The 23,314-nt window shown below is 45.8% G+C and carries 15 protein-coding genes and 1 pseudogene; 5 read left to right on the forward strand and 11 right to left on the reverse strand.

Translation table 11 applies throughout. From position 1 onward, the window contains the following. Positions 1-190: 190 nt before the first annotated feature. The 5 genes and pseudogenes from SHEWMR4_RS11080 to dmeF all read right to left on the reverse strand — a co-directional run bounded on the left by SHEWMR4_RS11080 (position 191) and on the right by dmeF (position 7,571). Positions 191-1,219: pseudogene (locus SHEWMR4_RS11080) on the reverse strand (GGDEF domain-containing protein). Positions 1,220-1,374: 155 nt separating this feature from the next. Then, entirely contained in the window at positions 1,375-3,000 is a 1,626-nt protein-coding gene (locus SHEWMR4_RS11085) for a phosphoethanolamine transferase (RefSeq protein ID WP_011622866.1), read from the reverse strand. 253 nt (positions 3,001-3,253) lie between these two features. Continuing rightward, entirely contained in the window at positions 3,254-5,347 is a 2,094-nt protein-coding gene (locus tag SHEWMR4_RS11090; protein ID WP_011622867.1) for a prolyl oligopeptidase family serine peptidase, read from the reverse strand. A 548-nt stretch (positions 5,348-5,895) separates the two neighbouring features. After that, positions 5,896-6,357, reverse strand: a complete 462-nt coding sequence (locus SHEWMR4_RS11095; protein WP_011622868.1) for a MarR family winged helix-turn-helix transcriptional regulator — start codon at positions 6,355-6,357, stop codon at positions 5,896-5,898. Then, entirely contained in the window at positions 6,357-7,571 is a 1,215-nt protein-coding gene (dmeF, locus tag SHEWMR4_RS11100; protein ID WP_011622869.1) for a CDF family Co(II)/Ni(II) efflux transporter DmeF, read from the reverse strand. Before dmeF ends, SHEWMR4_RS11095 begins: the two co-directional genes overlap by 1 nt. Before the next feature lie 729 nt (positions 7,572-8,300). Here dmeF and gloA point away from each other — a divergent pair. Continuing rightward, the gene (gene gloA, locus SHEWMR4_RS11105; RefSeq protein WP_011622870.1) at positions 8,301-8,711 is read left to right on the forward strand and encodes a lactoylglutathione lyase; all 411 of its coding nucleotides are present in this window, start codon (positions 8,301-8,303) and stop codon (positions 8,709-8,711) included. A gap of 92 nt (positions 8,712-8,803) precedes the next feature. On the opposite strand, the gene msrQ is transcribed toward gloA, so the two are convergent. Next, positions 8,804-9,451, reverse strand: coding sequence for a protein-methionine-sulfoxide reductase heme-binding subunit MsrQ (msrQ, locus tag SHEWMR4_RS11110; RefSeq protein ID WP_011622871.1), 648 nt, complete (start codon positions 9,449-9,451; stop codon positions 8,804-8,806). 106 nt (positions 9,452-9,557) lie between these two features. Next, positions 9,558-10,592 carry a protein-methionine-sulfoxide reductase catalytic subunit MsrP gene (msrP, locus tag SHEWMR4_RS11115; RefSeq protein WP_011622872.1) on the reverse strand — a complete coding sequence of 345 codons (1,035 nt, stop codon included), beginning with the start codon at positions 10,590-10,592 and terminating at the stop codon, positions 9,558-9,560. A 274-nt stretch (positions 10,593-10,866) separates the two neighbouring features. On the opposite strand from msrP, the gene rmuC reads away from it, so the two are divergent. The 3 genes from rmuC to SHEWMR4_RS11130 all read left to right on the forward strand — a co-directional run bounded on the left by rmuC (position 10,867) and on the right by SHEWMR4_RS11130 (position 15,367). After that, positions 10,867-12,432 carry a DNA recombination protein RmuC gene (gene rmuC / locus SHEWMR4_RS11120; RefSeq protein ID WP_011622873.1) on the forward strand — a complete coding sequence of 522 codons (1,566 nt, stop codon included), beginning with the start codon at positions 10,867-10,869 and terminating at the stop codon, positions 12,430-12,432. A 93-nt stretch (positions 12,433-12,525) separates the two neighbouring features. Then, entirely contained in the window at positions 12,526-14,451 is a 1,926-nt protein-coding gene (locus SHEWMR4_RS11125; protein ID WP_011622874.1) for a transglycosylase SLT domain-containing protein, read from the forward strand. A 214-nt stretch (positions 14,452-14,665) separates the two neighbouring features. Continuing rightward, a complete protein-coding gene (locus SHEWMR4_RS11130; protein ID WP_011622875.1) occupies positions 14,666-15,367 on the forward strand; it encodes an EAL domain-containing protein in 702 nt (233 codons plus the stop codon). A 312-nt stretch (positions 15,368-15,679) separates the two neighbouring features. On the opposite strand, the gene SHEWMR4_RS11135 is transcribed toward SHEWMR4_RS11130, so the two are convergent. The 3 genes from SHEWMR4_RS11135 to SHEWMR4_RS11145 form a co-directional block, all read right to left on the reverse strand. Continuing rightward, the gene (locus SHEWMR4_RS11135) at positions 15,680-16,333 is read right to left on the reverse strand and encodes a hypothetical protein (protein WP_011622876.1); all 654 of its coding nucleotides are present in this window, start codon (positions 16,331-16,333) and stop codon (positions 15,680-15,682) included. Positions 16,334-17,027: 694 nt separating this feature from the next. Beyond that, a complete protein-coding gene (locus SHEWMR4_RS11140; protein ID WP_011622877.1) occupies positions 17,028-17,951 on the reverse strand; it encodes an IS5-like element ISSod12 family transposase in 924 nt (307 codons plus the stop codon). 248 nt (positions 17,952-18,199) lie between these two features. Continuing rightward, entirely contained in the window at positions 18,200-19,027 is an 828-nt protein-coding gene (locus tag SHEWMR4_RS11145) for a hypothetical protein (protein ID WP_157037028.1), read from the reverse strand. A gap of 313 nt (positions 19,028-19,340) precedes the next feature. Between SHEWMR4_RS11145 and SHEWMR4_RS20780 the strand changes: the two genes are divergently transcribed. After that, positions 19,341-20,569 (forward strand): IS3-like element ISShes2 family transposase gene (locus SHEWMR4_RS20780; RefSeq protein WP_086022263.1). Its coding sequence is split into 2 segments (ribosomal slippage): positions 19,341-19,692 and positions 19,692-20,569, totalling 1,230 coding nucleotides; the frame shifts between segments, so codons are not numbered across the junction. Positions 20,570-20,717: 148 nt separating this feature from the next. Here SHEWMR4_RS20780 and ltrA read toward each other — a convergent pair. After that, complete coding sequence (ltrA, locus tag SHEWMR4_RS11160) at positions 20,718-22,190, reverse strand: group II intron reverse transcriptase/maturase (RefSeq protein WP_011622881.1); 1,473 nt, start codon at positions 22,188-22,190, stop codon at positions 20,718-20,720. Positions 22,191-23,314 lie beyond the last annotated feature (1,124 nt).

Below are 23,314 nucleotides of genomic sequence, written 5' to 3' on the forward strand. Positions count from 1 at the left end.
GCAGGTAAATTGCGATAACCCATTGATCATGTTTAACATTAAACATTTTTAATTAAAGGTATACGATGCAAAAAAGCTCAGGCAAGTCACGTAAGACGAAACAAATTAACCACTCTGCTTAAGCATTTATCCCCTAGGGTAGCTAGTCAAACTTTGTAACATCTGCCGCAGAAAGACTCTACCGACATAATTAGCCACGAACACAGTTACGGCCATCGGATTTGGCCTCATACAAGGCTTTATCCGCTCGGCTGAATAAGGTTTCGGCATCGTCCCCTTTTTGTAATGAGGCTTAGCCGATAGACACTGTAATCGCGCCTAGGGAGAGTTTTTTATCTTTGCCTATGGCTAAACGCCGCTCTGAGATACGCTCCCTTAAGGTTTCGGCCACTTGGAGCGCATCGTGGAAATGAGTGTTAGGCAACACCACCACAAATTCTTCACCGCCATAGCGGGCGACAAAGTCATCCCCCCGCACACATTGTTTGAGGGCGAGCGCAACATAGGCTAACACCTTATCCCCCACTTGATGGCCATAGGTGTCGTTAAACAATTTAAAGCGGTCAATATCGATGAGTAACAGGCTACAACGGGTTTGCTGCTCCTCCGCGCGGTGAATATGATCTTGAATGGCAATCTCGTAGGCGCGGCGGTTATGCAGAGAGGTCAATTGATCTGTCATGGCCGCTAAACTTAGGTTCTCCATCTCGGATTTTAAGTTCTGCACCTCTTGCCCCATGGCCGTTAAGCTTTGCTCCATGTTCTGGTTGTTGATTAAGAGATTTTGCATTTCATCTATCACCCCACCCACTAATTGGTTCAAGGTGCAGACATCGGGGGTCGATTGCAGTTGCAGTCCAAAGTCCGCCAGGGTACTTGAAAAGGCCTCAGTCCCTTGGGTTAACTGAGAAATTTTACTGATCAGTGAGTTGATCAATATTTGAGTTTCAATTTGGACATTCTCAATCACTTCTGGGGATTTTTCTTGAATAAAATTCTTGTACAGGCTGGTATTCACCTCTTTGGTAAACACCACTTTGTTTGCCAGAAAGCCATCAATGGCGCGATTTAAGTCGAGGTTTGACTGGGCAAAATACTCATACCAAACCGTGTAGTTTTCGGGGGTCACGGGAATATCAAGCGCAGACATTTGTGGCACGGCTAATCGCAGGATTTGCGCCGCCGAATCGAGCTCTTTATTTGCTGCAGAAGAAGACATGAATCGCGCACCCAATGGTTGTTATGTTTTTGTATCATTTAAGTTAACTCAACTACTTCGATTTGGATACTGGGCACAATGATTATTATGATGGCGCGCAAAAAACAAAGGAGGATGTCGCCATCCTCCTTCATCTATTCACAAGCGCGCTGAACTTAACCGCGGCAGCGGGCAAAAATATCTAACTTAGGCTGATACACTTGGGTCTGTACGTTCATTAATCCCAACAGACTGTCGAACAGATTGTCGTGGGAGAAGCCCCCCTTCTCAGCCTCTTTGGCCAAACACGCCATATTTAAATGGTTGTCTTGGCTGAAATCCTCCGACACCCAGGCCAGCATAGGAATACTGGTTTGTTCAATCGGCGCGATGCTGTACGGCGCACCATGCAGATACATGCCTTTCTCACCCAGAGATTCGCCGTGGTCCGACACATAGAACATGGCTGTATCAAACTTAGCTTGTTGCTGTTTAAGCTTATTCACCACTTCACTAATGATGTAATCGGTATACAAAATCGTGTTGTCATAGGTGTTCATCAGCTCTTCGGCGCTGCAGTTTTGAATATCACTGCGTGGGCAATCCGGCGTAAATTTACGGTGCTCTGGCGGATAACGCAGGAAGTACGTCGGCCCATGGCTGCCGATCACATGCAGGGCAATCACAGTGTCTTTCTGCTCCGCATTGGCTAAGGCTTCATCGAGTTTATTGAGCAGCACTTGGTCGAAACAATATTGGCCCGAACAGAGTTCAGGATCGCTATTAAGGTCGATGGTGATGTTTTCAACCTGATCGCACACCCCTTTACAACCCGAGTCATTATCAAACCACTGCACTTTAATCCCGCCGTGATTCAGTACATCCATAGCCGTGTCTTGGGCATAGGCGCGGCGAGAATCGTAATCCTCACGTCCCATACGCGAGAACATGCAAGGCAGCGAGACCGCAGTGGCCGTACCGCAGGAATGGGTATCTTTAAAGGCGATTAAGCCTTGCCCCTCAGTGTGAGCATTGGTCGGTCTATCATATCCATAGTATTGATAGTTCATCGAACGAGCGGTCTCACCCACCACCAGCACTAACAGGTTAGGTTTGCCGTTGGCATTGGTCGTCACATTTTTTGCATCCAAGCCCAGTTGCTGATATTCCATCGGCGTTTGCAAATAATGCACGTTAATGTATTTAGAGGCCGCACCAATAAAATAGGTCGGCACGATATAGCGCTTGATCTCATCATTATTGCGACCAAAGGCGGCGTAATCTTGGAAATAGAAGAAGGCGATAATCCCCAGCCCCGCGAGCATCGCCAGCATAAACAAAACTTTATGCAGCAATTCTTTAAAAAATGGCTTGTATTGGATATCGGCTTTATAAATTAAATAGGCGGGTAAAATCCCCGTGAGCAGCATGTTGAGAATGGAAGCAAAGTTCACATACATCAAGGCTTCAGCGCTGTTGGTTTGAAAGGTGTTTTCAATCATGCCGTAGTCGAAGACGACATTGTATTTAAGCGCGGCAAAAAACACGCTCGAGGAGAGCAGCGTAAGAATGATGAAAAAGGGTTTTACCAGATACTTCACCGTAAACAGTGAAAACACAAAACTCAGTGCAAAGGTTAAAAACAGCGGCATAGTGGCGATAAAGATCGGATCCACATCAGGTTGTTTTTCAATGCCTTTTTTGATGACTTCAAAGAGAGGGATATTAAAAACGCAAACGTAAAATAATGCGGTGAGGAAGGTGAAGCGATTCACAGTTAGGGTTTTAAATCTCGTCAGCACTGGTAATGGTCTCTCAAATAAATAGTGGGCCGAAGCTAACTTAGTTTTCTTAAGGTAATCTTATGCCTAAAAATGAATGTCATCTTAGCAACTGACCTTGGCTCACTCAATAAAATTATTAATATTATTAACAAGTTAAAATGCGGATTAAAAAAACGGCCGAACCTGAATGAATTCGACCGTTTTTTGCTCCCCAACCTATAGGGACTTGCTCGGTGCTAATCGCGACACTTTTTGCGTGTAAAGGTCACGATTATTTTAACTGCTGTAATAAGTAGGCAAACGCCATTGAATTTAGTTCCGCAGCTTGATTATTATCTGCAGCCCCAGCATGCCCACCTTCGATATTTTCATAGTAAAGCACATCGATACCCATGTCCTTCATCTTGGCCACCATCTTACGCGCGTGTCCTGGGTGAACCCTGTCATCACGGGTTGAGGTGGTGAAGAACACCTTTGGATAATGCGTATCCTTGTGCAGATTATGGTATGGCGAATAAGTTTTAATGTAAGCCCATTCCTCTGGAACATCGGGATTTCCGTATTCCCCCATCCAACTTGCGCCGGCGAGTAACTTATTGAAGCGGTACATGTCGAGTAACGGCACTTGGCAGACCACGGCATTGTAGAGATCGGGACGGCGGGTAAAAGCGGCGCCCATCAGCAAACCACCATTGCTGCCACCTTGAATACCTAAGTGCTTGCTCGAGGTAATCTTACGGGCAATGAGATCCTCGGCGATGGCTTCAAAGTCCTCGTAAGCCTTATGACGATTTTCCTTAAGCGCCGCTTGATGCCACGCAGGCCCATACTCGCCGCCACCACGGATATTCGCCAGCACATACACGCCGCCCTGCTCTAACCAGTTTTTACCAATGGTTGCAGAATAGGCTGGGCGCAGTGACACTTCAAAACCACCATAACCATAAAGCAGTGTTGGATTACTGCCATCGAGCTTAAGATCTTTTGCCATCACCACAAAATACGGCACTTTAGTGCCATCCTTTGAGGTTGCAAAATACTGCTCGGTGGTAAATTTATCCGCCGCAAATTGCTGAGGCATACCTTTCATTTTTTGCGGTTTTAGCGCCTTAGCATTGACGGTATACAGGCTCGATGGTTCAAGGAAACTCGTGTAATTGACAAAGAAATCATCACTGTCACGCTCCATATCCATCACGGTTAGCGCGCCATTGGCCTCAAAGGGTACGGGCGTGCTTTGCCATGCGCCTTTCGCGTCTTGCTCATAGCGAACCAGTTTGCTTTTCACGTTATCGAGCCAATTAACAAAAATTGCGCTCTTACTGAACGTTAACTGGGCGATTGATGCGGTCGGCGTTGGGCTGACAAATTCAGTAAAGGCGGCTTTTTGGGCAATCAAATCCGCCACATTAGCGTACACCACTGCGCCTTGGCTGAATGTCGCCGCAGGGGTTGCTAACTCACTCTTAAGCTCAATAAACAACTTGCCTTGGAAATAGCCTTTAATCTCGGCATCCTGTGGGAGTGGCAGCTTTATGAGTTTGCCGTCTTGGTAAACATATTGAGTAGCGGTGTAAAAGGTATGCGCCTCGGTGACTAGGCTCAGTGGGGTTTTATCGTCAAATATCACCCAACCCGATACCGCGACCGAAGTTTTGTCGCCACTGAAAATGGTTTTCGCTTGCTCAAGCGGCGTACCACGTTGCCATAACTTTACCACGCGGGGATAGCCCGAGTCCGTCATACTTTGGCCATCGCCAAAATCGGTACCGACAAATGCCTGATCGGTATTAATCCAACTAAGGCTAGATTTCGCTTCTTTTAAGAAGAAAGGTTTGTCTTTCGCAGGCACAAAGTCTTTGGTGGTTAAATCAAATTCACGCACTTCGACCGCATCGGCGCCGCCACGGGATAAGGACACAAAGCAGCGCTGATTCTGTGGATACTGGCAATCAATGCCTTTGAACACCCAGTTCACCGCTTCGGTTTTGCCTAAGGCATCGACATCGAGCACGGTTTCCCACTTTGGATCCGCCTTGGCGTATTCTTCCATCGTAGTGCGACGGTAAATCCCCCGCACATGGGTATCATCCTTCCAGAAGTTATACAGCTTATCGCCAATATGGGTGGCGTAAGGAATACGCTCTTTGTCATTGAGGATAGCAAGGCTGTTGGCTACTAAGGTATCGAAGCCTTTGAAGGCTTTAATTTCAGCGGCAGAAGTGGCATTTTGGGCCTTAACCCACTCCATCGGCTTTGCGCCTTCAACTTCTTCAAGCCAAAGGTATTTGTCTTCTTCGGCGTGGAGTTGACCACTCATAGTGAGTACCCCTGCGATGCACCAAGGCAGTAATTTACGATTCATGTTATTCCTTTTTAAACAGAGCCCTTAAACAAAGTCCTTGAACAGAGTCCTTGAATAGGCCCTTAAATTGAGTCCATCTTGATTTCTGCCCTACATTACCTTAATTGACCTCCAGTTCAACCTTTAATACAACAAGAATGTAACAAAAGGTAAGATATTGTAATCACGGATGATTAATCGAGAATGAATCGAAAATATTCGAGATGTTATGCGGGCGTGTTGACGTTTCGAGATTAGATTTTGTTCATTCTGGCAAGCTCGTGCTCGCGAAACGAGGAATGATGTGTAGTCTACTCAAATGACGAGCGGCTCTTATGACAGAAAGTAAGAGCAAAGGCTTGCCAGACGAACCCTTCGGGCAGCATTTGGCTGGCGTTTCTGCTGCGTTATCGTCCGTTTATGTAGAATAACTACACGGCACGGACTTTGCCTTGCATAAAAGCCAGCCTAATTGCTGCAAAAATAACCCTGAAACGTCAACACGCCCGCCAAAAAAAGCGCCCATCGGGGCGCTTTAATCAATACTGAATCGCGAGTAAACGCTGCCATTAAAACTCTTGATTCATCCGCGTCAACAGACTCAGCAGTAAACTTCGCTCCTCTGCACTCATCTTAGCCGTGAGATCGGTCGTTAATTGCAAATGCAGTGCATCATGCTCGAGGAACAGCGCCTGACCTTTCTCGGTGAGCTCAACCAGAATCGAACGTCTGTCACTCTCATGGGGACGGCGCATCACCCACTGGGACTCGACCATTTTATCGATTTGTACGGTGAGCGTACCTGTGGTCACGCCGATTTTGTCGGCCAGTTCCTTCATGCGCATCGCGCCGTGCACCCCCAACAACTCTATCGTGTGTACCTGCGACAAGCTAAAACCCTTATCGCGCACAATAGCATGCTCCCACGATGATAGTTTTTCATAAAACTCAATAATCACATGGTTCAGGGCCTGATCCGTAGAATGGGCGGACGCGGCTGATAAAGCATCATGCGGGTGTGCAACAGTCATTAGGCTTCCTTAGCCACACACTCACGTTGACGGCAAGTATGCAGCTCAATGGTAATATGGGATAACTCAGGGAACTTAGTCAGTAACTGATTAAAATAACTGGCTTCTTTCGGTGAGTGAGACACAATGGACACCATAATAGCATGGTGATCGGCACTCACGCGCCAAATATGTAAATCGGCCACTTGATGATCCGGTACCGCCTCTATGGTCTCACGCACTTTGCGCTGTAGCGAGGCCTTTACCCCACCGTCCAACAGAATTGGACTGGTCTGTTGGATAAGGCCCCATGACCAGCGGCTGATAATAATCGCGCCAACAATCCCCATAATCGGATCGAGCCAAGTTAAGCCCATATATTTACCGAATAACAGCGCCGCAATCGCCAGCACAGAGGTTAACGCATCGGCTAAAACGTGGAAATAGGCAGCCCTCAGGTTGTGATCATGGCCCGAGTGCCCATGTGAATGCCCATGGGAATGACCCTGTGCGTGGCTGTGTGAATGGTCGTCATGGTCATGGTCATGGTCATGGTCATGGTCATGGTCATGGTCATGGTCATGGTCAGCAGCATGATGATCGTGCCCATGGCAGCAATGATTATCTTGATGCTCTTTATGATCATCATCGTCGTGATCATGGTCGTGTGAGTGACTGTGTGAATGTCCATGCGAGTGGCCGTGTGAATGCCCGAGTGAATGTCCATGGCCGTGGGAATGGTGATCTTTCAACAGGAACACACTCAATACGTTCACGCTTAAGCCAATCAGGGCGACAAAAATCGCTTCATTAAAGTGAATATCCTCAGGATTAATCAAGCGCATGCCCGACTCAATTAACATCACTAAGGCCACTAAGCCTAAGGCGATGGCGCTGGTGTAACCGCCAAGCACACTCACCTTTCCTGTACCAAAGGCAAAGGCCGGATCATTGGCATGCTTACGGGCATAGGAATAGGCAAACAGGGTGATCATAAAGGCGGCGGCGTGGGTGCCCATATGCCAACCATCGGCCAGCAAGGCCATAGAGCCATAAAGGGTCCCCGCCACAATCTCGGCCACCATGGTAATCACGGTGAGATACAACACATAGCGAGTGTTTTTTTCGCCCGCCGTATTTTGGTTAGAAAATCCATGGGAATGCTGCCACTGCGCGACAGAATGCCCAAGCCCGGTACTCTGCATCGGCTTCTCGGTTGAAGATGTTGTTTTCATTATTTTTTCCTAAGCGATTTCCCTAGCTTGCATAAATGAGTGAGCGTAAATTCATGCAGCAAGAGCAAACTCGCTGTGGTGATTGATGACTTCTGTCGCCAGTTTAGTTTGAAAATCAAAATATATAAATATCAAAATAATCATTTTTCAAACTATTTGCACAACTGTTGCTAAATATCACAGGAGTAAACGCAGGCAAAACCAGCCCCGCAAGTGTTTAGCAATGACGCCATCGCTTAGGCAAGACTAAGCACAACAGCTCAGGAGATTGAAATAAAGAACGGGATAAACGCTATGGGACAAATAACACAAAGGCGCTTAAATCAATCGACTTAAGCGCCTCTGCATGGGAAGGGATTTGAAAGCAATATCAGAACATGGATACAAAGAATGCACTGAAAAATAAAGCAATTACAACTGTCGTACCTAGCGCCATTTTTAGTTCGGTGGTCATATTCACTCTCCTAGTTGGTATAACCCCATTATTATCAAGGCTGAGATAAATGCCTATATTGAGATAGTTATTTTGTGAGCAAGAGCTAAATAATAGTGCGCTTTTCACACCGCTCGGGCTGACAAAGTGATACAGCTCACATTACACCCTCTTCCCTAGCGCACGTAATTATCGAAATCAAGATTGGGCAATCCATTTATTCGATTAACATTCCGGCATGACTTACGGCAAATTTTGATATACTGCCGACGTAATTCATTGACCGAGATAATCCTATGTCACAACTGTTACACACCATGCTTCGCGTCGGTAACTTAGAACGCAGTATCGCTTTTTACACTCAAGTGCTGGGCATGAAGCTGCTACGCACCTCCAAAAATCCAGAGTACAAATATTCCCTCGCCTTCGTGGGTTACGGTGAAGAATCAACGGGTCAGGCCGTCATCGAGTTAACCTACAACTGGGGAACGGAAAAATACGATCTCGGCACGGCCTTTGGTCATATTGCCATCGGTGATGAAGACATTTATGCCCGCTGTGAAGCCATTGCCGCTGCGGGTGGTAAAGTCACCCGCGCGCCCGGCCCTGTTGCTGGCGGCACCACTGAAATCGCGTTTGTGGAAGATCCCGACGGTTATAAGATTGAATTTATTCAAATGAAGTCGGCGACCCAAGGTTTAGGTTAAGCCTTTAATCTTCCCGCCAGATATGAAAACGGCGTTTGCATGCCCTGCAAACGCCGTTTTCTTTACTCATTGATAAATGCCAACACTACAGATTATCGCTTGCCCTCGGCGGCCATCGCGATACGGCTGCTGCGCTTCTTCTGCCAAATGGGTAAACGCCACGCGAGCAACAAACCAAAGCCGAGGATATACAGACTCGGTTCGATAATTTCGGATTTTACCGACCAATAAAAATGAATGGGCGCAAGTAGCGCCACCAAATACACGCCATTGTGCAGCGTTTGCCAACGGCGGCCCATTTTACGCATTAAGGCTTTAAAGGACGTCAGCGCTAGCGCGGTGACTATCACATAGGCCAGAGCGCCTACTAAAATATAAGGCCGTTTCGCTACCTCGCTAAAGAATAACTCCCAGGCAAACAGCAGATCTAAACTAAAAAACGCCACAATATGCAAAGTCGCATAGGCAAACACATACAAGCCAACCAAGCGGCGCGTCTGCATCAACCAGCCTAACTTTAATCCCTTAGCAAGGGGAGAAATCAGCAGCGTAGCCGCCAACGCATTTAAAGCGCCAATGCCCGTAAAGTGGATAATATGCTGCACAGGATCGCCGCCAGCACGGCCCGACAGCACAGTAAAAACCAACCAAACAATCGGGATAAGCCCAATCAAATGAAAGACTAATTTTACCCAGAGCAGCTGTTTTGGTGTGACTCTTAACGCCGTGATGTTGAACATAAGACTCCTACTCTTTTTGCCCTTTAAAAGCGCTGACCTATTTGCAGCTTTTGCAGCTCGTTCGCTAGGCGCAATCGACTGCGCCTAAGAATACGGCCGCCATAGGTTAATAAAATTGCCTTAAATCCATGCCTTCATATAAAGAAGCGACAAATTCGCCATAGCCATTAAAGGGCAAGGTATCGATACGTTTTGCCGAGAACAACCCACCCTCGCCGATGCGCCGCTCACTCGCCTGCGACCAACGGGGATGATCCACCGCAGGATTCACATTGGCATAAAAACCATACTCATGGGGCGCGAGTTGATTCCAACTGGTGGGTGGCTGCTTGTCCATCACCCGAATGCGGACAATGGATTTAATGCTCTTAAAACCGTATTTCCAAGGCACCACTAAGCGAATTGGCGCGCCGTTTTGCGGCGGCAAAGTTTTTCCGTAGAGTCCGACCGACATCAGCGTCAGCTCATTCATCGCCTCGGCAATGGTTAGACCTTCCACATAGGGATAATGAATACCGCCGCCCATTAAACGGCTCTTTTGTCCCGGCATTTGCTCGGGATCGAAGGCCGTTTCAAAGGCAACATACTTACCTTTACTGGTCACCCCGACTTTTTTCAATAAAGCGGCGAGTGGAAAGCCCACCCAGGGGATCACCATGGACCAAGCTTCGACGCAACGCAGCCGATAAATGCGTTCTTCTAGCGGAAATAGCTTAGTGAGATCTTGATAATCGAGCGTCATCGGGCGCTCCACTTCACCTTCGATACGTAATTGCCAAGGCTCGACCTTAAACTGCTGGGCGTTATCAGACGGATCCTGCTTGCTGGTACCAAACTCATAAAAGTTATTGTGGGTGGTGACCTTATCGACGGGCGTTAGCACTTCGTTCTTGCCAAAGCGCGCATTGGCCTCAAAGGTTAATGGCGTGGTGATAAAGCTAGTTTTGGGTTGTTCGCCAAACAGATCGAATAATCCCGCCTGCACATAACCCGGAATACTAGCCCCAATCGCGCCAAGGCCCATGGCTTTCACTATATGGCGGCGCGCCATAAACACCGATTCGGGTGTCACTTGATTATCTTGGATATGCCAGCGCGCTTTTTTCAAAATACCCGGTGTAAAACGTGATTGATTAGCCAATGGACACCTCTGCAAAAATAAATGTTATCTACCGACGCTTAACTCACCCTCAGCGCTCGCCCAAAAACCTCAGGTACATTTACCTGTGTTGATAAGCTGTAGGGATATAGACACAGATAACAGCAAAAAAATTTCATCCCTCACAGTATCTCAACTTAAGCGACTAAGTCTTGTTCATTTGAGTTACCGCCTAAACAGATTGTTTATTAAAGCACTTGAAGCCTTTTTTGGGGCATGCGACCCTAGGCGCCACAGCTAAAGGAGTGCTAGTAAGATGCCATTTTCTCAATCTTTTTCCCTCGCCCAGATCATCGGCCTACTCGCCGTGGCCTTTTTAGGACTGTTAATCGGTGCCCTGCTCAATCAACGTCTCACTCGTTCTCGCTGGCAACAGTTTAAAGACGAATTAGAGCAAGAAATGCGGCAGGTAAACGAAGACGCCGAGCTCTCCCTCGCCCAGCAGCAAATTTTAGTCGACGATAAAGACAGCCAACTGCGCCAGTGCCAACAGCGCTTAGAGCAAAAGATAGAACAACTGGGCAAAGCCGAAGCCATGGCCGAGCGCCTGCCGAGTTTAGAGCAACAACTTGCCGACAGCCATCGCCGCCAACTTGAGCTACAACTGGCCTTATCCAAATCCAATGCGATGCAACAAACCATTCAAGCCAAGGCTGATGCCCAGCAATCTGCGATGCAGGAAAAAATCGCCACTTTAGAAATGGCCGAAGTGCGCCTGCAAACTCAGTTTGAGAACCTTGCCAATCGAATTTTCGAAGAGCGCAGCGAAAGCTTTAAACATCAAAATGCGAACCAGTTAGAAGGCGTGCTCGGGCCGTTAAAGCAGCAGTTAGAAGGTTTTAGACAGCAAATTCGCGAATCCTACAACCATGAACAGTCGGAACGCAGCGCCCTTAAACATCAATTAGAACACCTGCGCGAGCTCAACTTAAAAATGAGCCAGGATGCCATTAACCTGACCAAAGCCTTAAAGGGCGATAACAAGCAGCAAGGCAACTGGGGCGAAGTGATTTTAGACCGCGTGCTGCAAGAAAGCGGCCTGCGTGAAGGTCACGAATACCACACCCAGCAGGATCTGAAGGACGACAGCGGCAAACGCTTTAAGCCGGATGTGATCGTACATTTGCCTGAAAATAAAGACGTGGTGATCGATGCCAAAATGTCGCTCATCAGCTACGAGCGCTATTTTAATAGCGAAGATCCGCTGGTGCGTGAACAGGCCATCAATGAACACGTTTTATCGATCCGAAATCATATTAAGGGCTTGAGTCAAAAGGATTATCAGCGTTTACACGGGCTAAAAAGCTTAGATTATGTGCTGATGTTTATCCCGATTGAACCCGCCTTCTTGCTGGCCCTAGAGCATGACCCAAGCCTAGTTAACTTTGCCCTTGAGCAAAATATTATGCTGGTCAGTCCAACCAACCTCTTGGTTGCCCTGCGAACAATCAATAATATCTGGCGTTACGAGTATCAAAACCAGCACGCCCAAACCATTGCCAAACAGGCGGGTCGCATCTACGACAAACTCTGTGGCTACCTCGACGATATGGAAAAACTCGGCCGTGCTCTGGATAACGCCGAAAAAACCTATCACAGTGCCATGAACAAATTGTCATCGGGCAAAGGCAATTTAGTGCGTCAAGCGCATTTAATGCAGCAACTAGGTGTTGATACCAGCAAACAACTCGATAAGATGTTACTTGAGAAGGCGCTCAATGAAGCCTTAGACGAGGGTGATGCCCAGGACAGCAGTGATGATGATACAAATCGCGATACGCTTTTGACCCATACTGAGGATGCCACCGCACTCGAACAATAACGATAACCACGCAGTTTAAAAGCCAATAACTCATAATCCTGAATCGATAGGGAAAAGTCGATTGTAACCTTGATGCCCGGAGGCAAGTTCTGCATGTGCAACCCATTGACAAAGATGGTGTTATCCAGCGCAATTATCATCGCAGGGGCATTCAATGCCTCTGCGGCTTTCGCGTTAACTTCTACCCAGAAGACCTTTCTTGAGGCTGAAAAAGCCTTAAAGAAACAAGACTATGCCACCTACAAGCCCCTGCGTGCTAAGTTAGGCGATTATCCGCTGGCGATTTATCTCGACCATGATATCGACATTGGCAAGCTTAACGATTTACGCGGCAACGACGCTAAGGCCATGATAGATAAATATCAAACCACGCCTATGTATCAGCGCCTGCGTTCAAAATATTTATTAAATGCCGGCGGCCAAAAGCGTTGGAATGACTTTTTGAGCCTCGCTCAAGACGCGCCGACCGATGTCAGGCTACAGTGCTATTTTTATGAAGCCAAACTCGCCAAGGGCGAAACCCAAACCGCCTACACGGCGGCGCAGTCACTATGGGTCTATGGCGATTCCCGTCCTAAGGAATGCGATCCCCTCTTCAATGCCTGGACCAAGGCCGGTAAGCGCACTCAAGATGTGATTTGGGCGCGGATGTTACTGAGTTTCGATGAGGGCCAAACCAGTCTGCTGAGTTATTTATCGCAAAAAATCACCGTGCATAGCGCCGAGGCAAAACGCTTAGTGGCGGTATTTAAAGATCCCAATAGCCTGCGCCATACCGAAAAATTTAAGGATAAAAATCCTATTGTTGGCGATATCGTTGCCGCAGGCTTAAAACGCCTTGCCCGTAAGGATCTCGACCAAGCCATTAATTTATATACTCGGTATCAAAAAGCAAAACGCTTTACCCCAGCACAAGATCAACAGCTGCAAAAGTACTTGGTACGCCGCGTGTTGATTGAGCAGGATGATAACTTTAAAGACTGGGCCGATAACCTGCTGCCCGAGATGAAAAGCGATGATATGTTCGAGCGCCGCTTACGCTGGGCGATCCGCGAGCAGGACAACACCCATATCGCGCGCTACTTAGATTTATTATCGCCCGAAACCTTAGCCAAAGAACGCTGGCAATATTGGCTGTATCGCACCAACGCAAAACACGCCCCCGAAAGCGCCACCAAGGCGTTAGCGGCGGTCAGTAATGAGCGTAACTTTTACGGTTTTGCCGCGTCACAGTTATTGAATAAGCCCGTGTCCTTAAATCAAAGCCCAGAGCCTGTAGTGGATGGGACCAGTCAAAAACTCGAAGACGACTTAGGCTTTGTGCGCGTATTGGAACTGATGGCACTGGATCGTTACTTCGATGCCCGCTATGAATGGGTTGCCCTGCTAAAACGCAGCAATAATGAGATGCGCGCCCGCTATGGTCGTTATGCCCACGATCAAGGCTGGTATGACTTTGGCGTGGAGGCCAGTATCCAAGGCAAGCTCTGGGATGATATTCCCCTGCGCTTCCCGATGGCGCATCAATCTGGCTTTGAACATGCCAGTAAAAAGCACAAGGTTAATATCGATGAAATCCGCGCCATTAGCCGCCGCGAAAGTGCGTTTTTCCTTTATGCGACTTCAGGTGTGGGCGCCCGCGGATTAATGCAAATTATGCCCGCTACCGCCAAGGCTACGGCCAAAAAACACGGTGCCAAGTACCGCGATCCTAAGGATCTGTACAGCGCCGAACTTAACTTAAACTTAGGCAGCGCCTACTACGCGCAATTATTGAAAGAATTCAATCAAAACCGCGTATTAGCCACCGCCGCCTATAACGCAGGCCCCTCACGGGTTCGCCGCTGGTTAGCGGAGTCGAATGGTCAACTCGATGCTATGAGTTTTGTCGAGTCCATTCCCTTTACCGAGACCCGTGAATATGTGCAAGCCGTGTTAAGTTATCGCTTGATTTACGAGGCGCAAAAACAAAAGCCACAGCCGTTATTCAACGAGGCCGAGCTCAAGTTCCATTACTAAGTTCCATTACTAAGTAACATTGAGTAACTGGGATCACAATCGAGGTGGCTTAAGCCGCCTCGATTGTTTTTACAGCATCAAGATTTTGTTTACACACATAAAGTTAACCGTATGTGCATTAAATCGGCAAACGCACTCATGCGAGGTAAACTTGTTTGCACTCTTGGCCACTAAATGCGAATAATTAGCGATTAGCCATTTACCCCCAGTTTCGATGCTCAATCTCAGCGGTTTATCCTTAAGTTGCGAATACCAGCCCTTTGTCTGTCCCCACACTCAACGTATTCATGGCTATGAAGCACTCGCCCGTTTTTACCTCGAGCAGGGTCAAGCCATCGCCCCTAATCTAATCTTTGAGCAATTACACGAAGCCAGCGAACAACTGGCGGCAGTTGAGTTTCAGGCAAAAGCTTTTCAGCTCAAACACGCCCCACAGAACCAGCGTTTATTTGTGAATGTGGATCCCCACGCAGTAGATGGAGCGCATACCCCAAAGTTACTCGGCCTGCTATCGCAGCATCCGCAATTGACGGTGGAAATCATCGAAAATACTTGCGTTAGTGATGCCGAGCTCGCGAATCGCTTATTTCATCAATTTAAAGCGGCCAATATTCAAGTGGCACTCGATGATATCGGCGCGCCTCACTCCATGCTCTCCATCGATTTAATAATGAATGTGGATTACCTCAAATTTGACCGCTACTGGCTGCAATTAATCGACGCGCCCCATGGTATCGCCCTGCTCGGCGCCCTGATTGAATTTGGCAAACGCTCGGGCAAACAATGTATCCTCGAAGGCATAGAAACCGAAGCCCAGCTCCAGCAGGCTCGCGAGCTGAATGTCGATTTGGTACAGGGATTCCTATTCAAACCTTGGTTTATCCGCCCAGAGCAAAGCGAAAAGTTAATTTGTTAGGGAGTAAGGCGGCTTTATACAAAAATGACAGAGTGCATATCGATTTGCTGTTATTATTATATTAAGTAATGGTCCCAATTTAATAGTTGCATAGCACTGATATTCATTTTATATAGAGTTAAACTACCACGAGGCCTTATCAATTAAGAAGCTGAGAAAAGCAGGATTACAATGCTTGGTGTAGCCATTTAACAGTATTACAGTAACGCTTAGCCTATTGACTCAAAAATATTGGATTATATTTTTATATGACGACAGTATCTTAGCCCTATCGATTTACAAAACGCTAGGCACTGTCGGATGGAATCAATGTTAACGAGATGAGTTCAGTGAATCAAAAATGTTTTTAGCATTTTGATTATCACGATAATAATTCAATAATTCCTCCGAAGGGCAGCTAAGTTTAGCATTTTTTCTTAATCCATTAATTTTCCCTTGATAAAATCCATCAGGATTTGCATAAAAAACAGCTAACATGGCACTGTATACATTCGTTTTCCATATATCGCTATAATCTTTTGCTAATCTCCAAAGGGTTTTATCTCCATCGTATTCTAGAGTGCAAGAATTAGAATTCGGCGTAATCTGCATTGGATAACCACCCGATGACGCATTTACTTCTTCTACATAATCTATCTCATTAAAAAGAGGAATCGAGCCGATAGGGTTGCTGTACCGCACAATAAGTTTAGCATTAATGTCATAGACTTTTTCTTGGCCCATAACAACAAGTATAAATTGATTTTGTTGTCGAACGACAAGTCTTTCTTCACTATTTTTCTGTACTAAAACAAATTCTAGGTTTGGAATATGTTGCGGATCTGCCACTATGTTTATTTTTAATATTGGGACTTTACCAATTTCGAACATCCTCTCATTTAAACTAATATGTTTAATTTCAGAATATGCACTTGGAATTATCATAAGAAAAGCTATAGCGATAAAAAATAAATATACATATCTCATTTAAAATATTCTTAAGCAACAGCTAGTTTTAGTTTAGATCGTGAAACCAGTAAATTCACCGATAGCGAATTCTCTAGCCCACATCGACAGACTTGTATAAAAATCTTCCAGTCTCTGATAATTTCAGCCCATCCAAACGCAAAGCAACTTGACTTCAGAAAACCTGTTAACCAGAAGCGTACATTAGCCGTCAGCATTAATTCTCTGTACAGCCAATGCGTTAAAAATTAACATATAGGCAATTTAACAAGCTGACCAAAACGGCGTAAGTCTCCCACCCTAACGTTGGAATCTCATATGTTCTCAACGATCAATTCATTTGGATGAAGCTTAGAATCCTATATCGGTTTATGTATAGAGCCTGACCGCTACCTACGGAATCCTTTGCAATATTAAATACCTTTAAATTATTTATTACCTCAACTAAGAATTCTCGAATTATACCTGTCACGAAAATTTTAAATTAGCAGGCAGAAAAAATTCAGCAATCAAATGCTAATTTGAAAAATATTTAACACTAAAGAAGATAGTTCGAAATTATTGACACCCAATCTTAATAAAATGAAATTACGGATACCTATCTTTAATAGCGAGGTGGTTAAGCTCCGACTATGCTTGGCTAAGCATTGAACAAGGAGGTGGCTTTGTTTCCTAAATCGAGTCAGCGAACGAAACTCTCATCATTGTTCAAATATCAAGCTATATAGTGGGTTTCAGGCATACCTAGCCCAGTGAGTTTGTTCAAAGCCCTAATCATCGCGTAAGCTTCTCCCACCTGAGCGTTATAATTTCGCATGCTCAACGTGCCTCCTAGCAGTTGTTTTATCCTGTACATTGCGGTTTCTGAGATTGAGCGGCGATGATAACCATACCGTTTTTTCCATTGCTTATTTGAGCCATGAAGCTGTTGCCAACTGACGGCTAAGTTTCGTGGATGCCCTTGTTCCCATAGCGCAGCACCTTCCCTAGGTGGAATGAGCACTAAAGCGCGTTTTCGACGAACGGCTTCGTGACAGGCTTTCGTGTCGTAAGCACCATCACCCGAGATATTGCGGATTTTTCGATGGGTTTGCTTAAGTAAATTGGGCATCACTTCAGCGTCTGTTACACCTGATAAACTGAGTTCTGCGGCAATAATTTCATGGCTATGTGTATCTACGGCAATATGCAGTTTACGCCACACTCTGCGCTTTCCATCTGTGCCGTGTTTCTTCACTTTCCACTCAGCTTCGCCATAGACCTTCAAGCCTGTCGAGTCGATAGCTAAGTGCTCAATGGCGCCGCGAGTCTTGGTTTTAAAAGCAATATTGACCGTTTTCGCGCGTTTACTGATACAGGTGTAATGCGGGCAAGATAATGGGATGTCACCCAGTTTAAACACCGAATTGATAAAGCCCTGTAAGGCTCTCAGTGGCATAGAGAAAATACGCTTAACCATCAACGCAGTGGTAATGGCTAAGTCGCTAAATAATTGAGGGCGACCTTTCTTGGGCGGCTCGACCTTGGCTTTCCACTTAGCAATTGCATCCTCATCAATCCAGAAGGTAAGTGAACCGCGGTTGATTAAGGCTTGGTTGTATTGCTTCCAGTTGGTTGTTTTATAGCGAGGCTTTGACACGGTTGATGGGTAAGTTGATAGGCGATGCCGATCAGATCTGCGGCTACGGTTTTAGTTCAACCTATTTAGGAAACAAAGTCCTCCAAAACTTGTTTCGCATGACTGAACTAGCTCTGCTTGGTACTGGTCTGTTGACCTAATTTACTAATGTTTAGAAAGTCACTACAATATCAGTGGCGATTCAGTATTGCTTCGCCACTTCACGTGTCTCATTCATATCAAATGCTCAGTTCATGTAGTTATACAGGCTATTTGTTAGCTGAGTATCGATTCCTGATCGTTCTGATAGTATCACCAAGGATGAGTTTATCTTCAGGAAAATCTAAAACTACATTGATAATGTCTGCCATTGCTTGATTACTGAATCTAAATCCGATAGGCAGCTGATTTAGTTCATCAAATTGGGCGTCAAACGCAAGAACAAAATCTTTATGGTCTGACGATCTTCCATCTAGTACTGCATCAGGGATTTCAACATGTTGTGGTATTGGTTGAAGCTCTTCAAACTCACCAATAGCTTCTACGACATCAGCCCGTGAAGGCCAGTATTTAAGACCATATTTGCAAGCCAGACTTTTAAGCTCATTTTTAACGTAAGCTCCGAAAAGATAGTTATGCTCTCCGCCTTGCACCAACGAATCGACTGCTGTTTGATAATCATGCCGGCGAAAACCAGATAACTCATACAATTCACTCTGGCGTCTTAGCATACCGGCCAGACGACATGAAAGCTCTGAGATATCTTCTTGTAATTTGAGTAGCTCACGCCTATTGGTTCTAGCTTGGATAAACTCTTCCTTCGCAAAATCACCGCTCATCCAGATATGTTCCAATGTCAACCAAACAGCTTCAGCATTTGGCCTTTCTGATTCATAAAGGATAGCTAGTTTATCAGCGTAGCCAAACTGATTGATTAGCTCGTTGAATACCCTTTCAAGGTTTGATGCCTGGTCAATCATCCGTTGCATAAGTGGCCAGCGGCTCATCCAAATCATTTTCTCTCGGTTATCTTCAAGTTCTCTTTCTATAAAGGCTACGCAAAAGTCAGTTGGTGAGTTTGTAGGTAATTTCGTCACGATAAGCACCTTTTGTTTCTGTATTTTCGTACTAAGATATCGCTTAGTAAAACGAATTACCGTGTCTCAAAATTTTTATTTTTTGGCCTTCAGACACGCACGCCTTCTGTTATGCCGTGAAACTAATCAAAGATCAACCAACCGATAAGCCTGAACAAACTTACAAGGTTTACTCTCTTGTTGTGGGAGAGTAATCAGTTTGATACTAAGTATTAAAGATTCATACTGAAATGGCAGCGATCACATAGGTACTCTGCCTTTTCTAAAACGTTTGTCTAGTCCTGAAATACGTTGACATAAAGAGGACTTCTTTATGACAACATCAATTAACTCAAGCCGTAAGCGCACACAACGAGATTACACCTTAGCCTTTAAATTAGGCGTTGTAGAGCGTGTTGAAAAAGGCGAAATGACGTACAAACAAGCCCAAGCCCATTTTGGTATTCAAGGCCGTTCAACGGTACTCGTTTGGCTTAGAAAACATGGTAGACTCGATTGGTCGAAACCTTTTCAGCATCCCCTTATGCCTAAGTCAAATGAAACCCCTGCCGAAACTATCAAGCGCCTTGAACGTGAGTTAGCAGAAGAGAAACTGCGTAACAAAATCCTCAATGGCATGGTTGATATCATGGACAATGAATATGGAGCAGGCCTCAGAAAAAAGTACTTATCCGGTACGTCTGGCAAGCAAAAAACAACGGAGAAATAAACCTCGCTGCCGCATGTCGTGCTGCGGGTATGTCGCGGCAAGGTATTTATCAGGCAGTTGCTCGAATGGAAAGTCGTAGAGCTGAGCTATCGGTCATCAAAGACTGGGTCCAGTACTGGCGTAAATATATGCCAAGGTTAGGGGCCCGTAAGCTCTACACGTTGATAAAATCCAGGCTGGTTGAGCACGATATTAAACTCGGGCGAGATGGGTTCTTTACCTATTTGAGAAGTGAAGGTTTACTGGTTAAACCGAAGAAAAGCTACACCAAAACCACGTTCAGCAAACACTGGATGAAGAAGCATCCTAATCTGCTGAAAGAGGAAGGACTGCATGATGCAGGGCATGTACTGGTCAGTGATATCACCTATCTTGAGTCAGACCAAGGTGTGCACTACCTGTCACTGGTCACCGATGCCAGTTCTCGTAAGATAGTCGGTCATCACGTGAGTAAAGACATGAAAGCCGAGAGTGTGGTGAAAGCGTTAAAAATGGCCATAAAAGATAAACGCTATATCGGCAACGCAGTGCATCACTCAGACAGAGGTTTACAATACTGCTCAGCAGTTTATCAGAATGCGCTTCAGGCGAGCCAAATCCAGCCGTCAATGACGGATGGTTATGATTGCTACCAAAATGCATTAGCAGAAAGAGTGAATGGCATTCTGAAGCAGGAGTTTTTACTGCACCGATGTAGGACATTTGCGGAGCTGAAGATACTTGTTAGAGAATCGATAGCAATATACAACGATATGAGACCGCATCTGAGTTTGAATATGGCAACCCCTAATCAGGTGCACAATAGAAAAGGCCAGCTACTGGAGCTGGCCTAAAAACTGTCAACCTATCTTAGGACGGGACAGTTTAATGTCGGATAGGCGACACCTGTTACCAAGTGCCGCCCTCCTAAGAACCGTACGTGCAACTTTCACTGCATACGGCTCAAGCCTCCACGAAGGCATTAAGATAATACCCAGCAACTTACAACGCAGTTTGGACGGGTTCCAACCAAGAGTTACGACTTCCTTTCTCCCGCCTTAGCTTTCTAAAATACTCAGAAAATTGGGGGTCATAAGGCGTTGCCGCACTTCTGATTTTCACATGTCGCACTATCGGCGTATGGGCGATTTGCACAAGGTTAAACTGACAGTCCATATCAGCGACTTTGTTCCAACCGTGAAATTGCCATTGGCCTTGGCGGTTTATGAAATATTTGAACGCTACCCACCGCTTTCCTTTAGTGGGATGACGTCTCACTGCCCAGTGCCATAGTGTCTGGAATAGTTTGTAACTCACATAGCCGAAAGTTTGCTTAGCTACAACATGGCGATAATAGTTCGCCCAGCCGCGCAACTTCGGATTCATCAGTCTGATGAGATCGTTAGTTGATGTCGTGCCGTGTGTTTTGATGAGTGTTCGCATGTTACCTAAGAATGACAGCGCATTGGATTTACTCGGTTTGATGAGTAATTTCCCTTTGTATTTCCTGAGATTAAAACCTAGAAAATCAAATCCATCATTGATATGAGTGACATGGGTTTTCTCTTCCGATAGCGTTAGTCCTCTTTCTGCTAAGAAGCGTGCAATCAGCGGTTTGATTTCGTTTACTAGCACTTCCTTTGAAGATCCAGTAACGACGAAATCGTCTGCATATCCGATAAAGTTAACGTTGCAGCCTTTACGGCGGGCCGTGGCTTTAAGGAGTTGTTCCAGTCCTGAGAGGGTGAGTAACATCAATGTCGGTGAGATGATCCCACCTTGGGGTGTTCCCTCATCGGTTCTGTAGAATAACCCTTTGTCCATAAAGCCACATTCCAGCCATTGTCTTAGCATTTTCTTGTCTAGCGCTATGTTGTCGATAAGCCATTGGTGGCCAATCTTGTCAAAACACGCTTTGATATCACCCTCAAGAACCCATTCGCTAGAATACCTTTGGCTCAGACATAGGAAGCACTGAGCGATTGCATCAGCAGTGCTTCGATGAGGCCGAAAGCCATAGCTATTTGGGTCTGCGACAGTCTCTGATATCGGCTCTAAAGCAAGTAAATGCAGCGCTTGTTGCGCCCTATCTATCATGCAGGGGATACCGAGTGGTCTGAGTTTGCCATTTTTCTTGGGGATGTAGATACGCTTGAGAGGTTTGGCTTGATACGCTTTCCGTTTCAGTTGCTTAACCGCTGCAATACGGCGAGCATCTGTGTTCCAGATGACGCCATCTATTCCAGGTGTATTACTGCCTTTGTTTTGTGAAACACGCTTAACCGCAAGGAGTTTTGCGGAGCGTGAGTGAGTCAATACCCATTGCAGGGCTTTCACCTTGCCTTGTTTACCTTCTCTTGTTGCCTTTGCAATACGCATCTGAAGCTTTAATACAAGCGACTCAGCGGCCTTCCAGTCAATGGATTGCCACGGGTTGCTGTCGAGGGAGGCACTGATTTCATGAGAAACCATCATTTGCGTTTCGCCTTAAATAAAGTTCTTCAAACTCTTTCGCAATGGGAGACCAGTCGGAAGTGGGCTCACTTTCGTGCCAGACAGTCGCCTGTATCTGCATCATTACAATGCAGCCTTTGCTTTTTCCAACATCCTATACCTGCACCGCCATCGGCTATATTGGCTTTCCCAGAGGGAGCGATACAGGCTTACCGTGTTCCGTATGTCGCGCAATGTCAGGTTAGATGCCCGCTATGGTGCGGAGAGTTCAATGATCACGAAAGAGCATGGGGCAATCTCTTTCCGACTCTCTTGCCTTTTGGCTACAGCGTATTAACCACTTCCGCTGTTTCAACGTATAACGCGCCTTATGCGGATTCACTTATGTTCATCATACTGACTACCTAGCACTCACCCGATTTGTGGTTATCAGGAGGATCGTCTTCTCACGATTTCGATCCCGATTGGTGCATACCAACCTTCGTTACATTGTCAGAGCCGCTACTTTATTCAGGCTCCTAGGTTCATCTGGTGATACAGATGGTTCACTCATTAAGCGGTGAACAGCACTTCATACGACTTCACGTCGCACGCCCCATTCCTTGTTTAGGCTCGTTAGCTCAACCGAAAATTCCCACACCTGCTGCCATACATATTCTTATCTATTTGCCTATGTTTGGCCTTACCAGAAATCGGCTAACAATGTATGGGTATACAGTCATATTTAAATTTAGGTGTTTTGGTATGATTTTTAGACAAAATCAGTGCGCACTAATTCCATCCGCAATAAATAAAATTCTATCAAATCAATTAACTATGGTGACAGATTTTTAGTTAATAGGTTTGGAAAACGCGCATGCGCGTTTTTCCAGATGGTATATTTAATAGAATGCTGATAAGTTCTTTGCATACAGATAGTTAACTGTGCGCGTTTTCACTGGTACAACGAGATAAACGCGCATGCGCACGAATAAAATGTTATGCTTAATCACGTAAAATCAGTGGTTTATGGTTTTTCTTTGTTCCCTCGGCTTTTCAGTTTCGCGTTTGTCGGCAAGCCAGCTTTTTTGAGCGCTGTTTTTCGGACACTTATTCTTTGGCGCTGAAAATTCAGAGCGTTGCCTCAATCAATTTTCGGGTAAGCG

Source organism: Shewanella sp. MR-4 (genome assembly GCF_000014685.1).
Lineage (GTDB): Bacteria > Pseudomonadota > Gammaproteobacteria > Enterobacterales > Shewanellaceae > Shewanella.